This window comes from Erwinia sp. AnSW2-5 (genome assembly GCF_045107195.1).
Classification (GTDB): domain Bacteria; phylum Pseudomonadota; class Gammaproteobacteria; order Enterobacterales; family Enterobacteriaceae; genus Erwinia.
This window is the reverse complement of sequence record NZ_JBJGXA010000010.1, coordinates 212,138-227,846: the sequence shown is the minus strand read 5'-3', so window position 1 is coordinate 227,846 and position 15,709 is coordinate 212,138. Positions and strand designations below refer to the sequence as shown.

At 55.7% G+C, this 15,709-nt stretch carries 12 protein-coding genes; 7 read left to right on the top strand and 5 right to left on the bottom strand.

What is annotated here, in order from left to right:
- The first annotated feature begins 35 nt into the window (after positions 1-35).
- A complete protein-coding gene (locus tag ACFL9S_RS09295) occupies positions 36-1,685 on the top strand; it encodes a Na+/H+ antiporter (protein WP_405261565.1) in 1,650 nt (549 codons plus the stop codon).
- 113 nt (positions 1,686-1,798) lie between these two features.
- On the opposite strand, the gene ACFL9S_RS09290 is transcribed toward ACFL9S_RS09295, so the two are convergent.
- Positions 1,799-2,701 carry a LysR family transcriptional regulator gene (locus ACFL9S_RS09290; protein WP_405261564.1) on the bottom strand — a complete coding sequence of 301 codons (903 nt, stop codon included), beginning with the start codon at positions 2,699-2,701 and terminating at the stop codon, positions 1,799-1,801.
- 107 nt (positions 2,702-2,808) lie between these two features.
- Between ACFL9S_RS09290 and ACFL9S_RS09285 the strand changes: the two genes are divergently transcribed.
- The 3 genes from ACFL9S_RS09285 (at position 2,809) to ACFL9S_RS09275 (ending at position 4,614) form a co-directional block, all read left to right on the top strand.
- Positions 2,809-3,237, top strand: a complete 429-nt coding sequence (locus ACFL9S_RS09285; protein ID WP_405261563.1) for a CidA/LrgA family protein — start codon at positions 2,809-2,811, stop codon at positions 3,235-3,237.
- Positions 3,230-3,928, top strand: coding sequence for an LrgB family protein (locus ACFL9S_RS09280; protein WP_405261562.1), 699 nt, complete (start codon positions 3,230-3,232; stop codon positions 3,926-3,928). Before ACFL9S_RS09285 ends, ACFL9S_RS09280 begins: the two co-directional genes overlap by 8 nt.
- 140 nt (positions 3,929-4,068) lie before the next feature.
- Complete coding sequence (locus ACFL9S_RS09275; RefSeq protein ID WP_133842636.1) at positions 4,069-4,614, top strand: YfaZ family outer membrane protein; 546 nt, start codon at positions 4,069-4,071, stop codon at positions 4,612-4,614.
- A gap of 102 nt (positions 4,615-4,716) precedes the next feature.
- Here the strand turns inward: ACFL9S_RS09275 and actP are convergent, their stop codons facing one another.
- From actP to acs, 3 genes are all read right to left on the bottom strand, one after another.
- Entirely contained in the window at positions 4,717-6,375 is a 1,659-nt protein-coding gene (gene actP / locus ACFL9S_RS09270) for a cation/acetate symporter ActP (RefSeq protein ID WP_405261561.1), read from the bottom strand.
- Positions 6,372-6,683: a DUF485 domain-containing protein gene (locus ACFL9S_RS09265; protein ID WP_405261560.1), complete on the bottom strand. Its 312-nt coding sequence runs from the start codon at positions 6,681-6,683 to the stop codon at positions 6,372-6,374. Before ACFL9S_RS09265 ends, actP begins: the two co-directional genes overlap by 4 nt.
- 175 nt (positions 6,684-6,858) lie before the next feature.
- The gene (acs, locus tag ACFL9S_RS09260) at positions 6,859-8,814 is read right to left on the bottom strand and encodes an acetate--CoA ligase (RefSeq protein ID WP_405261559.1); all 1,956 of its coding nucleotides are present in this window, start codon (positions 8,812-8,814) and stop codon (positions 6,859-6,861) included.
- A gap of 521 nt (positions 8,815-9,335) precedes the next feature.
- Between acs and gltP the strand changes: the two genes are divergently transcribed.
- The 3 genes from gltP to ACFL9S_RS09245 all read left to right on the top strand — a co-directional run bounded on the left by gltP (position 9,336) and on the right by ACFL9S_RS09245 (position 13,607).
- The gene (gene gltP / locus ACFL9S_RS09255) at positions 9,336-10,640 is read left to right on the top strand and encodes a glutamate/aspartate:proton symporter GltP (protein WP_405261558.1); all 1,305 of its coding nucleotides are present in this window, start codon (positions 9,336-9,338) and stop codon (positions 10,638-10,640) included.
- 345 nt (positions 10,641-10,985) lie between these two features.
- Positions 10,986-12,530: a methyl-accepting chemotaxis protein gene (locus ACFL9S_RS09250; protein WP_405261557.1), complete on the top strand. Its 1,545-nt coding sequence runs from the start codon at positions 10,986-10,988 to the stop codon at positions 12,528-12,530.
- Between the two features lie 312 nt (positions 12,531-12,842).
- Entirely contained in the window at positions 12,843-13,607 is a 765-nt protein-coding gene (locus ACFL9S_RS09245; protein WP_405261556.1) for an AraC family transcriptional regulator, read from the top strand.
- Here ACFL9S_RS09245 and leuA read toward each other — a convergent pair.
- Positions 13,589-15,262 (bottom strand): 2-isopropylmalate synthase, encoded by a 1,674-nt coding sequence (gene leuA / locus ACFL9S_RS09240; RefSeq protein ID WP_405261555.1) that lies wholly within the window; start codon positions 15,260-15,262, stop codon positions 13,589-13,591. The genes ACFL9S_RS09245 and leuA overlap by 19 nt on opposite strands.
- Between the last annotated feature and the right edge of the window lie 447 nt (positions 15,263-15,709).

The following is a 15,709-nucleotide window of genomic DNA, read 5'->3' as shown; positions in this document are numbered from 1 at the left end:
TTTAAGCCTATCGGAAGACGTATAAAAAGGAACGCATGGAAATCTTCTTTACCATCCTCATTTTGACGCTGATGGTGTCGCTGTCTGGCGTCGCTGCGCGAATTATTCCGTTTCAAATTCCTCTGCCACTGGTGCAAATCGCCCTGGGTGCTCTGCTTGCCTGGCCGACGTTTGGTCTGCATGTCGATTTTGATCCGGAGCTGTTTTTAGTCCTGTTTATCCCGCCGTTGCTGTTTGCTGACGGCTGGAAAACCCCGACCAGTGAGTTTCTGCACCACGGGCGCGAGATCCTCGGCCTGGCGCTGGTGCTGGTGCTGATTACCGTTGTGGGTATTGGCTACCTGATTTACTGGCTGGTGCCGGGCATTCCGTTACTGTCGGCCTTCGCCCTGGCAGCCGTGCTGTCACCGACTGATGCCGTGGCGCTCTCCGGTATTGTCGGCGAGGGGCGCATCCCGAAAAGAATCATGGGGATCTTGCAGGGCGAGGCGCTGATGAACGATGCATCCGGCCTGGTCTCCCTGAAGTTTGCCGTCGCCGTGGCGATGGGCACGATGGTGTTTACCGTTTCCGGGGCCTCGCTGGAGTTCGCGAAAGTGGCGGTGGGGGGCCTGCTGGCGGGGATTGCGATCTGCCTGCTGTACGGTAAGTCACTGCGCCTGTTCAGCCGCTGGAGTGGCGATGATCCGGCGACTCAGACCGTGCTGCTGCTGCTGCTGCCGTTTGCTTCTTACCTGATTGCTGAACATCTCGGCGTGTCCGGCATTCTTGCGGCGGTTGCCGCCGGGATGACCATTTCGCGCTCTGGTATTATTCGTCAGGCGCCGCTGGCGATGCGCCTGCGTGCCAACAGCGTCTGGCAGATGCTGGAATTCGTATTTAACGGCATGGTGTTCCTGATGCTGGGCCTGCAACTGCCCGGGATTCTGGAAATCTCCGTGCGCCAGGCTGATGCCGACCCGAACGTTGAGCTGTGGGTACTGTTCGCCTCAGTCGCGCTGATCTACATGGCGCTGATGATCGTGCGTTTTGGCTGGCTGTGGACCATGCGTTTGATCAGCCGCACGGCGTTAAAAAAACGGCCAATGGAGTTTTCCAGCTATTCGACGCGTGAGCTGCTGATCGCCTCTTTCGCCGGGGTGCGCGGTGCGATTACCCTGGCCGGTGTGCTGTCGATTCCGCTGTTGCTGAGTAATGGGAACGACTTCCCGGCGCGTTATGAGCTGGTGTTCCTGGCGACCGGGGTGATCCTGTTCTCGCTGCTGGTGGGCGTGGTGATGCTGCCACTGCTGCTGCGGGGCGTTGAAGGCGTCGACAAAGCAAGCCACCGCCGTGAGCTACAGATGGCGCGTGCGGCGATGGCGAGTGTCGCTATCGACAGTCTGCATAAGATGGAAGAACGCCTGATGGTCGACACCGAAGAGAACATCGATCCCGAGCTGTTGAAAGAGGTCAGTTCACGGGTGACGGGCAATCTGCGTCGTCGTGTGGATGGCAAAGAGGATATGGAGCGGGCGTTGTTTGCCGAGAACCTGGAGCGACGTTTCCGTCTGAGCGCCCTGCGTTCTGAGCGCGCTGAGCTGTATCATCTGCGGGCGAGGCAGCAAATCAGCAATGAGACGATGCAGAAGCTGTTGCACGATCTCGACCTGCTGGAAACACTGTTGATCGAAAAAGAAGAATAACCGCGTACGGGTGATCCCGTGCGTTTTCTGGGTCGGGCATGCCCGACCCCTACGGTAACCCGCCCGACGTTGTACATTTCGTGTAGGGGCGAGGCATGCCTCGCCCTGCGGGGTTACAATGAAATGCGCGGTGTTTCACCCGGCCAGAACTCGCGACAGCAGGTAATCCATGCCTGGGCGCTGCGCGACAGATAGCTCCCCTCGCGCCAGATTAATCCCAGATTCCACACCAGATCCGACTCCAGCGGCAGCCACAGTAGCTGGCTTTTATCCAGACGCTGACAGATAGGCTCCGGCAGAATAGCCACGCCCATGCCCGCCTGTACCATCGCCGCCAGAAAATCCCACTGCCCGCTGCGCACCGCAATCTGCGGGGTAAAACCACTGGCCTGAAACGCCCGCATCAGCTGGCGATTAAGGGAAAACTCTTCGTTATAAATCAGAATCGGGTGCCCGGCCAGCTCACTGATCGGCATATGACTGCGGCGCAGCCAGGCTTCCGTGCGCGGTACCAGAACACACAGCGGGTGGCTCATCAGTGACAGCGAATTCAGCGGTAAATCATCAGCGACCGGCAGGGCGGTCATGGCAATATCCAGGCTGCCGGACAGCACGGCTTGTTGCACCGTCAGGCCGCCAAACTCAGAAATTTTCAGCGCCACGCCCGGATAACGCTGACGAAATGCGGAGATTGAACCGGCAATCTGCATGCCCACCATCGGCGGAATACCCAGGCGTAGCTCGCCGGTCTTCAGTTCGTTGATATCGCTGATTTCTGCTTCCAGCTGCTTAAATTCTTGCAGGATGGTCACGCCGCGCTGGTACACCGCCTGCCCGGTATCCGTCAGATGCAGTTTACGTCCTTCACGGATCAGTAACGTACAGCCCAGCTCATCTTCCAGCTGGCGCAACATCTTGCTGATGGTCGGTTGTGTGACGTACAGCTGCTCGGCGGCACGGGTGAAGCTTTGCTGGCGAACCACTTCCACAAAGTAGCGCAGGGCGCGAACGTCCATAATCATTCCTGTCTGGCATAGTTGGAATAATATTAAGTCATTTTTTTCACCCTTTGTTACGGCTTTATACTCTTTCCCATAAAAACATTCACAAAGGGGTAAACAGCATGGCATTGGCACTTCGTCCACAGGGTTCGGCCTGGCTGCAACGGGTACAGATTCCGCTACAGGTGGCGCTTTATGTCGGGCTGTTTTTGGTCTCAGAGCAGCTGGTGAATTGGTTGCATTTACCTCTGCCCGCCAACATCGTCGGTATGCTGTTGCTGCTGTCGATGATTATGCTGCATGTGATGCCGCTGGGCTGGGTCAAGGCGGGGGCCAGCTGGCTGCTGGCTGAAATGCTGCTGTTCTTTGTTCCTGCGGTGGTGGCGGTGGTCAACTACGGCGATCTGTTACGCCTCGAAGGCTGGCGTATTCTGCTGGTGATTGGTGTCAGTACGCTGCTGGTACTGGGGGCCACCTCGCTGGTGGTGGACCGCGTGTATCGTTTTGAGCTGTGGCTGGCGGCGCGTAAACAGGAGAAAAGCGATGAATGATTTTATCCTCAGTGTGTTATGCCTGCTGGCTACGCTGGCCGTCTACTTCTGCAATAAACGGCTGTACCGTCGCTGGCATCGTCTGCTGCTGATGCCACTGGTGATGACACCGATGGTGCTGGTCGCGCTGCTGGTGGTGGCCCATATATCCTGGCAGGATTACATCAACGACAGCCGCTGGCTGCTGTGGCTGCTTGGCCCTGCCACACTGGCGTTTGCCGTGCCGGTGTATGAAAACATGGCGATCATTCGTCGCCACTGGATATCGCTCAGTGCCGGAGTGATCACCGCCACGGCGGTGGCGGTGTGCAGCTCGGTGTGGCTGGCGCAGATGCTGTCACTGCCGGAGAGTATTCAGCGCAGCCTGGCAGTACGCTCCATCACCACGCCGTTTGCGCTGGCGGCGGCGAAGCAGCTGGGTGGGCAGCCGGACCTGGTGGCGCTGTTTGTGGTGATCACCGGGGTGTTTGGTATGGCGGTGGGCGATCTGCTGTTTCTGCGTCTGGCGATCAAACAGGGGCTGGCAAGAGGGGCCGGATTTGGCGCGGCGTCGCACGGTGCCGGTACGGCGCGCGCTTACGAGCTGGGTCAGCAGGAGGGCGTAGTTTCCAGCCTGGTGATGATGTTATCGGGTGTCGTGACCGTAGTAATAGCACCGGCTATCGGTCATATCATGTGGGCGGTGAGCTAATCTGACCGGATTCAGAGCGTTTGTAAGGTTACTCAAATTCAGCGTGATTAGTTGGTTTCTCATATAATTTCAGGGACGGTTGGTTTACTCTGCAAGGCCGCCGCATCCCGGCGTGAGTAAAATTTAATCAGGAGAATGAAATGAAAAGAGTGGCAATGACAACTGGCGCACTGGCGCTGCTGGCGCTGGCAGGCTCTGCTCAGGCTATCGAAGGTGGCGTGAGTGTGGGTAAGGATTACACTGATGTGCACGTTGGCCTGGGGACAACAACCCCTGGTTTTGCCCTTTCTGGCGACTGGCTGCGCAGCGATCACGACGGCAACGTAGAGAGCCTGGGTCTGGGTTACAACGTCGCGATTGGCGATGTGTTCCTGTCTCCGACCGTTAAAGCGCTGTCGACTAATCCGAAAGACACCAAAGATGGCTACGCGATTGCCATTGGTGGCGGCGTGAAAGTGCCAGTGACCAAAATGTTTAACGTGTACGGTGAGTATTTCTACTCTCCTGACTCGTTCTCCAGCCATATTGATAACTACCAGGAAGCGTCTGCGGGCGTCAGCTTCCAGCCGATCTCTCTGGTGGATGTGAGCGTGGGTTACAAGTATATGACGCTGAACGGCAAAGATGGCCGTAAAGATAATGTCGTTGCTGATGGTCCATACGTGGGTGCTGCGCTGCACTTCTAGTCGTAGCCACCTGGGCGGCGGGTCGATCGGAAAAGACGATCAACCCCTACGCGTCCGTTGCAGGGGGCGGGCATGCCCGCCCCCTTTGACACAACTTCGGGGTTAATGCCCTTTCCCACCTTCAATGCCCACGCCCGTTTGCGAGCGCACAAACTGCGCCTGGAAGCGCTGACGTTCTTCCGCACCTGATGCCGAGCTATCGGTCACCGAGAACAGCCAGGTACCCATAAACGCTGCCAGCATCGAGAACAGCGCCGGATACTCATACGGGAACACCGCTTTGGCATGACCCAGTACCTGCACCCACACCGTCGGGCCGAGGATCATCAGCAGAACTGCCGTCAGCAGACCCAGCCAGCCGCCAATCATGGCACCGCGCGTGGTCAGCTTCGACCAGTACATCGACAGAAAAATAATCGGGAAATTACAGCTTGCCGCAATCGAGAACGCCAGCCCGACCATAAACGCAATATTCTGCTTCTCAAACATAATGCCCAGCAGGATCGCCACGATCCCCAGCAGCACCACGGTGATCTTCGACACCCGCAGCTCATCACGCTCGCTTGCCTGGCCCTTACGGAACACGCTGGCATACAGGTCGTGTGACACCGCAGAGGCACCAGCCAGCGTCAGGCCCGCAACCACCGCCAGAATAGTGGCGAAGGCCACGGCAGAGATAAAGCCTAAGAACAGACTGCCGCCTACCGCGTCGGCCAGATGCACCGCCGCCATATTATTGCCGCCAATCAGCGCCCCGGTGGCATCTTTAAACACCGGATTGGCGCCAACCAGCAGGATGGCACCAAACCCGATGATAAAGGTCAGGAAGTAGAAATAGCCCATAAATCCGGTTGCCCAGAACACGCTTTTACGTGCTTCACGCGCATCGCTGACGGTAAAGAAGCGCATCAGAATATGCGGCAATCCGGCGGTACCAAACATCAGCCCCAGTCCGAGTGACAGGGCTGAGATCGGATCATGCACCAGCCCGCCAGGGCTCATGATCGCGATGCCTTTCGGGTGTACCTTCATGGCCTCGGTAAACAGGGTGTTGAAGCTGAAGCCGACGGTTTTCATCACCATAATGGCCATAAAACTGGCACCGAACAGCAGCAGTACGGCTTTAATGATCTGCACCCAGGTGGTGGCCAGCATGCCGCCAAACAACACGTACATCACCATCAGAATTCCGACCAGCACCACCGCCACATGATAATCCAGACCAAACAGCAGCTGGATAAGCTTGCCTGCACCCACCATCTGCGCAATCAGATACAGCGCTACCACCACCAAAGAACCACAGGCGGAGAGGGTACGGATCGGCTTCTGCTTCAGACGATAAGAAGCCACATCAGCAAAGGTGTAGCGCCCGAGGTTACGCAGGCGTTCGGCAATCAGGAACAGAATGATCGGCCAGCCTACCAGGAAGCCGAGCGAGTAAATCAGCCCGTCATATCCGGAGGTGTACACCAGCGCGGAAATCCCAAGGAATGAAGCGGCAGACATAAAGTCCCCGGCCATCGCCAGACCGTTCTGGAAGCCGGTGATATTGCCGCCCGCCGTGTAGTAATCATTGCGCGAGCGGGTGCGTTTGGAGGCCCAGTAAGTGATCCCCAGCGTAAAGGCAACGAAAATCAGGAACATGATAATCGCTTCAACGTTGGTCGGCTGGCGCTCTACCGTGCCGCTGATAGCATCGGCAGCCAGTACCCCGCACGGCAGCAATGCCACCAGCGCAAATAACACATGGCGTGATTTCATCCTTTCACCTCATTCAGCAGTTCGCGGGTCAGACGGTCAAACTCACCGTTAGCACGCCAGACATAAATACCGGTTAACAGGAAGGAAATAACAATTAAACCCACGCCAATTGGAATACCGCGCGTCACGTTTGTCCCCTCATAAAGCGGCGTACCAAGCCAGGCGGGTGCGAAAGCAATCAGCAGAATAAAGCCGACATACAGCATTAACATAATAATGGACAGTAGGGTGGCAAAGCTCTGACGTTTTCTCACCAGCTCTTTAAACTTCGCGCTTTTTTCTATTCTTAAGTAGAGGACATTGCTCATTGTAATATCTCCAGATACAGGGTTATTCCTTTGATCCTTGAATAATTAACGTCAATGATCTGGGGAGTCTATTCTTGATATCCTGGTACGGACAATATTAAGGCCTGAAGCGATCTGCTCTGCGGCAGGTTTATGATATGACTATGAAAAGCAGGGGCACGATGGCCCCTGTGGGTTATGGCATTTTAATGGACTGTTTCTCTTCGAGTAATTTCTCCACCACACCAGGATCGGCCAGAGTAGAGGTATCACCGAGGTTGCTGGTATCACCGGCAGCAATTTTTCGCAGGATGCGACGCATGATTTTACCGGAGCGGGTTTTCGGTAATGAATCTGTCCAGTGCAGCACATCCGGGGTGGCAATCGGGCCAATCTCTTTACGTACCCAATTACGCACTTCGGTATACAACTCGGGTGACGGTTCTTCGCCATGATTCAGAGTGATATAGGCATAAATTGCCTGGCCTTTCAGACCATGCGGAATACCCACTACCGCTGCTTCGGCGATTAACGGATGAGACACCAGCGCTGATTCGATCTCTGCCGTCCCCAGGCGATGGCCGGAGACGTTCAGCACGTCATCCACACGCCCGGTGATCCAGTAATAGCCATCTTCATCACGGCGTGCGCCGTCACCGCTGAAATACTGATTTTTAAAGGTAGAGAAGTAGGTCTGCTCGAAGCGTTCGTGATCGCCATACAGCGTACGTGCCTGACCGGGCCAGGAGTCGATGATCACCAGGTTGCCTTCACTGGCCCCCTCCAGCGCATTGCCTTCGTTATCCACCAGCGCAGGCTGCACGCCAAAGAACGGGTTAGAGGCCGAGCCGGGCTTCAGCGCAGTCGCGCCCGGCAGCGGGGTGATCATAAAACCGCCGGTTTCCGTCTGCCACCAGGTGTCGACAATCGGGCAACGGCCATTGCCGATTTTTTTGTGGAACCACTCCCAGGCTTCCGGATTAATCGGCTCACCGACGGAACCAAGGATACGCAGACTGGAACGATCGGTGCCTGCAATCGCCTTATCCCCTTCAGCCATCAACGCACGCACGGCGGTCGGCGCGGTATACAGAATTGTCACCTTGTGTTTATCGACCACTTCCGCCATACGGCTTGGTTTTGGCCAGTTCGGCACGCCTTCAAACATCAGCGTGGTGGCACCGCAGGCCAGCGGGCCATACAGCAGGTAGCTGTGGCCGGTCACCCAGCCGACATCGGCGGTACACCAGTAGATATCCTCCGGGTGGTAGTCAAACACGTATTTAAAGGTGGTGGCGGCATACACCAGGTAGCCGCCTGTGGTGTGCAGCACGCCTTTCGGCTTCCCGGTGGAACCCGAGGTATAAAGAATAAACAGCGGGTCTTCAGCACCCACCTCTTCTGGTTGATGGTGGTCGCTGGCTGTGTTGGCCAGCTCGTGCCACCACAGGTCGCGTTCACTGTTCCAGCCGACGTCTTTACCGGTACGGCGAAACACCACCACGTTCCCTACGCTGGTGACGTTGGGATTGTTCAGTGCATCATCCACGTTTTTCTTAAGCGGGATGGTCCGTCCGGCACGCACGCCTTCATCGGCGGTGATCACCAGGCGGGCGTTACAGTCAATGATGCGTCCGGCGACCGCTTCAGGCGAGAAACCGCCGAAGATCACCGAATGCACGGCGCCGATACGCGCACAGGCCAGCATGGCAACGGCGGCTTCCGGCACCATCGGCATATAGATAGCCACGACATCGCCTTTGTTGATGCCCAGCTGTTTTAAGGTGTTAGCGAAGCGGCAGACGTCGCGGTGCAGCTCGCGATAGCTGATCGTCTTGCTTTCACTGCTGTCATCCCCTTCCCAGATGATCGCCGGATGGTCGCCACGCGTTTTCAGGTGGCGATCCAGGCAGTTGGCCGCCAGGTTTAGCGTGCCATCCTCAAACCAGCGGATAGAGATATTGCCAGGCGCAAAGGAGGTGTTCTTCACCAACGTGTAAGGTTTAATCCAGTCGAGGATCTTGCCTTGCTCACCCCAAAACGCATCGGGGTCCTGTACCGACTGCTGATACATTGACGCGTACTGCTGAGCATTAATCTGGGTATTTTCCGCAATGTTCGCGGGAACCGGGTAGAGATGTGATTGGCTCATAGCTGGCCTCCTTGAAGATTGTTAATAATATGTCAATCAAAGGTTAAGTGAAGATATTGGTTTGGCTTTGTTTTCTTTTTGCGCGGCAGATCACGTCATAACAGAATGTGATGGAACTGAGGGCGCCGCCTGCTCTAAAGATATTCATTTACAATAAAAATCGTTGAGATGCGCACGACATGTCGTGCAAAAAAAGTGCACATAGACCATTTTGTTTCTGCGGGATATGGCAGGGTAATGAATAGCTATGCTGTTTTTAATCTGAATATTTCCAATTATTACAAAGACTTGTTTTATTACCTCAAAGGCAGCTCTTTATCCTGTTACCAGATTGTAAAGTAGCCACATCTCTCGCAGGGTTGCATTTATGCCGTTGAAAATGGTACTGATTACGCGCCTGTAAATCAGGTTTCAACCATCCACTACCTGCGAATTGCCCGATCCCGGTCAGCCTCCCTTGAGTGCTATTCACTCCGCATGCAACACGCGGAAAGCAGGTTTTGTTAAGGAAAATACACGTTATGAAAGCCGTAAAGTTAAGCCTTGCCTGGCAAATATTGATTGCGCTGGTGCTGGGGATCGCCGCTGGGGCGATATTGCATAATCAGCCAGAAAATCGTGAATGGTTAATCACCAACGTTCTTAGCCCGGCCGGTGATATCTTTATTCACCTGATCAAAATGATCGTTGTACCGATTGTGATTTCTACACTGATTGTCGGTATTGCCGGTGTCGGTGATGCTAAAAAACTCGGACGTATTGGTGTGAAAACCATCGTCTATTTCGAAGTGATTACCACCATTGCCATTGTGACAGGAATTACTCTGGCGAACGTGTTTCAACCCGGCTCCGGCATTGATATGTCGACGCTGGCAACGGTGGACATCTCTAAGTATGAAGCCACAACGGCGCAGGTTCAGGGTCAGCCACACAGTCTGGTGACCACGATCCTGTCGCTGATCCCGCAGAATATTTTTGCGGCGATTGCCAAAGGCGACATGCTGCCCATTATCTTCTTCTCAGTCTTGTTTGGCCTCGGCCTCTCTTCACTGCCGTCTGAACACCGCGACCCGCTGGTGAGAGTGTTCCGTTCGACATCAGAAGCGATGTTCAAGGTCACCAATATGATCATGCGCTATGCGCCGATCGGGGTGTTTGCGCTGATCTCCGTCACCGTCGCGAACTTCGGTTTTGCTTCACTGTGGCCGCTGGCGAAGCTGGTGGTGCTGGTTTACGCGGCGATCATGTTCTTCGCGCTGGTGGTATTTGGTGCGGTGGCACGCTTCTGTAAGCTGCGTATTACGACCTTAATACGCATCCTGAAAGATGAGCTGATCCTCTCTTACTCTACCGCCAGCTCGGAAACTGTGCTGCCGCGTATTATGGAGAAGATGGAAGCCTACGGTGCGCCTAAGTCGATCACCAGCTTTGTGGTGCCGACGGGCTACTCGTTCAACCTCGACGGCTCCACCCTTTACCAGAGCATTGCGGCCATCTTTATTGCCCAGCTGTACGGTATTGACCTCTCTCTGGGGCAGGAAATCGTGCTGGTGCTGACGTTGATGGTGACGTCGAAAGGGATTGCGGGTGTGCCGGGCGTGTCGTTTGTGGTGCTGCTGGCAACGTTAGGCAGCGTGGGTATCCCGCTGGAAGGCCTGGCGTTTATTGCGGGTGTTGACCGTATCCTCGATATGGCGCGTACGGCACTGAATGTGGTCGGCAATGCGCTGGCGGTGCTGGTGATTGCCAAGTGGGAAAACCAGTTCGATGCCAAACAGGCCCTGGCTTATGAAGCGCAGCTAAAAACGCAGCCTTCAACCTCATAACCCTGCGGGCTGGCGAGACGTCGTCAGCCCGATTTACTCCACTTTGTTCCTGCCTATCCCTTCCTCCGCGTTCATCTTGCCGTTCGTCATGAAAAAGATGCATTAGTAATATTATAAATTCTCTGTTAAGAATAATCACTTACAATGAGCAAGGCCTTTTGCTCCCGCCAGGCCGGAATTTGTTGGCAAAAAGTATCTGTGTATCGATGCGATAAGCTTTGTAACCCGGATCACGAAATTTGTAAAAACCCTGCTAAAGATCCACTATTTCGCGCCGAAAATATAAAAAAAAGTTACTAATTTTTTCTTATCCCACTCCCGTTGATCCATTAAAGGATTTAACTCATGCGCAATAATTTGCCCGTTACACAGCAAGAATATGTGTTTGGCGATGACGCCACACTGATGTCAACCACCGATACCGACAGCCATATCACCTACGCCAACGATGCTTTTATGGAGGTCAGTGGTTTCACGGCGGATGAGATTAACGGGCAGCCCCATAATATGGTGCGTCACCCTGATATGCCGCCGGAAGCCTTTGCCGATATGTGGGCGACGCTTAAAAAAGGGGAACCCTGGACCGCGCTGGTGAAAAACCGCCGCAAAGATGGTGACCATTATTGGGTGCGTGCTAATGCCATTCCGGTGGTGCGTAACGGTAACGTCCAGGGCTATATGTCGGTACGCACCAAGCCGAGCCAGCAGGAGGTCCGCGATACCGAGCGTCTGTATCAGGATTTCCGAACAGGGCGCGCGAAAGGGAAGCGCTTCCATAAGGGGCTGATTGTGCGTACTGGCCTGATGGCCTGGCGTTCAGTCTTCAAAACCCTGCCGCTGCGTTGGCGTATTCGCAGCGCGCTGCTGGCACTGCTGCCGCTGGCGACGCTGGGCGTCTGGGCATTGGGGCTGAGTCATGGTGCGCTGGGGATTTTTGCTGCGGGCATGGCATTGCTGCTGCTGCTGGCGTCAGCCTGGCTGGAACAGCAGATATCACGACCGATTGAACGCGTTTGTCAGCAGGCGCTGCGCGTGGCGACCGGGGCCAATCATAAAGTTGAGCAGATTGATCGGGTTGATGAGGTCGGGACCACGCTGCGGGCGATTGGTCAGTTGGGGCTGATGTTCCGCTGGCTGGTGCATGATGTCAGTGGCCAGGCAATCAATGTGCTGAGTGCCAGTGACTCCATTGCACAGGGTAACAGCGAACTGAGCCGCCGCACCGAACAGGCCGCTGCCAATGTCCAGCAGACCGCCGCCACCATGAATGAACTGACGGCCACGGTGAAAAGCAATACCGAAACCGCTGCCGAAGTGAAAAGTCTGTCGATCAGCACCAGCAGCGCCGCCGTACAGGGCGGTGAAGCGATGACGGATATGGTCAAGATGATGGCGGAGATCACCGACAGTTCGAAGAAAATTGCCAATATTACCAGCGTGATTGACGGCATTGCCTTCCAGACCAATATTCTGGCACTGAACGCCGCAGTGGAAGCCGCCCGCGCGGGTGAGCAGGGGAAAGGTTTTGCCGTGGTTGCCGGGGAAGTACGCAGCCTGGCCCAGCGCAGTGCCAAGGCCGCCAGTGAGATCAAAATGCTGGTGGAGAGCAGCGCCGATAAAGTGAAATTTGGCACGCAGCATGTCAATGACGCGGGTAAAACGATGGAAAACATTGTGTCCCAGGTGCAGAACGTGACGTCACTGATCGCCCAGATCAGTTCGGCAACCGCAGAGCAGGCCACCGCCATCGGTGAGATCAGCCTGGCGGTGGAAGATCTGGATCACATCACCCATCAGAATGCGGCAAAAGTGGAAGAGGGTGCGCAGGCCTCCGGGCGAATGACGCACCAGGCTACGCGTCTGGTTGAAGCGATCAGCGTTTTCCGTTAATGAACTCGTTGGGGTCGATGATTTTTTCCGATCGACCCGTGCTGAAGGTGTACACCCAACACGGCGCAGTGCCACGTAGAGGTCGATCATCTTTTCCGATTGACCCGTGCTGAAGGTGTACACCCAACACGGCGCAGTGCCACGTAGGGGTCGATCATCTTTTCCGATCGACCCGTGTTGCTGATGTGCACCCAACGGGCTGACCGAAAAAGAAGGTCAGCCCCTACTGCTCAAAGAGGGTCATCCTCTACGATTCAATGCCCGTTCCCCCTGGATTTGCTAAGCTGACTGCCTGCTCCCCATGAGGTTCCTATGTCAGCCATCCTCGACTTCTGCTTTGCCCACCGTCCGCTGGTGCCGTTTGCCCATGATTACCGTCATGGTGACGTTGAGCCGCTGCATCATCATAACTGCGCGCAGCTGGTTCATACCCTGACAGGCGTGGTACGGATTGAAACGCCGCTCGGGCACTGGGTTGTGCCGCCGGGGCGTGGCGTCTGGTTGCCTGCCGGGGTGAAACACGCGTTGCAAATGACCGGCGACGTTGCGGCGCGCACGCTGTTTATCGATCCGCTGGCGCGTGCCGATCTGCCTGCCAGTTGCCAGGTGGTGCAGGTTTCGCCCCTGCTGCGCGAGCTGATCGTAGCCTCCCTCGACCTGCCCGAACGCTATGCCCCCGCCAGCCGTGCTGAGCGTATTTATGAACTGATCCTCGATGAAATTCGGGTGATGACCGTACTGCCTTTCAACCTGCCAGAACCGCAGAGCGAAGCGCTGGTCGGGCTTTGCCTGGCGCTGCGGGCGGCACCGGGTGAACGCTGGACGCTGGAAAACAGTGCCCAACGCATTAATGTCAGCAGCCGCACGCTGGCGCGGCGTTTTTATCAGGAGACAGGTTTGCAATTCAGCGACTGGGTGCGGCGCGCCCGGCTGATGGAGGCCCTGACGCGCCTGGCCAGGGGGGACTCGGTGCTGACGGTGTCACTGGAGCTGGGCTATGAGAGTCAGAGTGCCTTCAGCGCCATGTTCCGCCGTATTCTCGGCGTCGCCCCCAGCGACTACTTCCCGGCCCACTGATCTTGCGCCACGGCATTCAGCAGCGCTTGTAACGAGGCCCGCGAGACATCGCTGTCAATACCGACGCCCCAGGCGCTGCTATTGCCAGGGAAGATACAGCGCAGGTAGGTGACGGAGCGGCTGTCACTGCGCTGGCCGAGCGTATGTTCGTGATAATCCTGAATGGTAAAGGAGACATCCAGCGCCTGACGCAGCGCATCGGCCGCCGCCGACAGCAAACCGTTTCCCCGCCCGCTGATGCTGTAATGCTTATCGCCCTGCTGAATGCTCGCGTCAAAACGTAGCTGTCCCTGGCTGTCGCTTTCGCTGCGGTACTCACCCAGCTGTAAATGTGCGGCTTCCAGACCATATACCCGGCGGAACAGTTGCCAGATGGCGGCCTGGGTCATTTCACGGCTTTCCCGATCGGCGACCTGCTGCACCTGCTGACTGAAATCCTGTTGCAGGGCGCGTGGCAGAGCCAGCCCATGATTCTGCTCGATCATCCAGGCCGCTCCACTTTTCCCGGACTGACTGTTGACGCGGATCACCGCTTCGTAGCTGCAGCCAATATCCGCCGGGTCGAGCGGCAGGTAAGGCACTTCCCAGCGGCTATCCTGTTGCTGCTGACGGGCGGCAAAGCCCTTTTTAATCGCATCCTGATGGGAGCCTGAAAAGGCTGTAAACACCAGCTCCCCTGCGTAGGGATGGCGCGGATGCACTGGCAGCTGGTTACACTGCTCAACCACATCGACCACCTGCTTCATCTGGCTGAAGTCGAGCTGCGGATGAATGCCCTGGGTATAGAAGTTCAGGGCCATCGTCACCAGATCCACATTTCCCGTGCGTTCACCGTTACCAAACAGGCAGCCCTCAACCCGGTCTGCCCCGGCCAGAAGCGCCAGCTCAGCAGCGGCAATCCCGGTGCCGCGATCGTTATGCGGATGCACGCTGATGCACACCTGTGGGCGCTGAGAAAAGTGGCGGCAGAAGTATTCGATCTGGTCGGCATACACATTAGGCGTGCTGACTTCCACCGTGGCAGGCAGATTAATAATCATCGGTCGCTGCGCACAAGGCTGCCAGACGGCCGCCACCGCCTCACAGATTTCCAGCGCAAAGTCAGCTTCGGTGAAGCAGAAGGTTTCCGGCGAGTATTCAAAGGTCCAGCGCGTTTGAGGCTGCTCTTCACAGCGCAGTCGGATCAGACGGGTGGCGTTCACTGCCAGTTCGATAATCTGCTCGCGGCTCTGACGAAACACCAGACGGCGAAACACCGGCGCGGTGGCATTGTACAAATGCACGCAGGCCTGCTTCGCGCCCTCCAGAGCGATAAACGTGCGATCGATCAGATCCGCTCTGGCCTGGGTCAGCACCTGGATCGTCACGTCATCGGGGATCATCCGCTCTTCGATCAGTTCACGGACGAAATTGAAGTCGGTCTGTGAAGCCGAAGGAAACGCCACTTCGATCTCTTTGAAACCACACTGTATCAGCAGCTGCCAGAATGCTTTCTTACGCGCACCATCCATCGGTTCGGCCAGTGACTGGTTGCCATCTCGCAGGTCGGTAGAGAGCCAGCGCGGAGCGGCGGTCAGCGTGCGGTCAGGCCACTGGCGATCGGTCAGTGTGACGGCTGGAAAGGCGTGATATTTGTCGGCAGGTTGGTGCAGCATCGTTAGGCTCCTTATGGGGGAAAGGACCTATTCTGCGGTGAAAACAGGCTGCCTGGCTGGCGCAAAACTGACAATAGCGGGTGAAAAAGTGACAGTGAAGGGCGAAAAAAAAGGAGCAGGGGATTAAGCCTGCTCCTCTCGACGCCCTGGTGTTGGCGTGGCTGTAGAGTTGCAATGCGTTGCAGTGGTATGCCTGTAATCGTATTAGATGGCCTGCTACGCGTTGTTTACGTCAATGACTGAAGATTGTATTACGATCACAACGTCAACTGACATCAGTTATATACTTTTTCTGCGCGCATTGCATTTCATTTAATAGGGAAATGTGATTGTCGCTACAATTTGATGTCATTAATGATGCGATTTTAATATGTGTTAAAATATTAATATATATAAAAATTACTTATTTTTCATGTTATTGTGTAAGTATATAAGAAAGGTTTGATA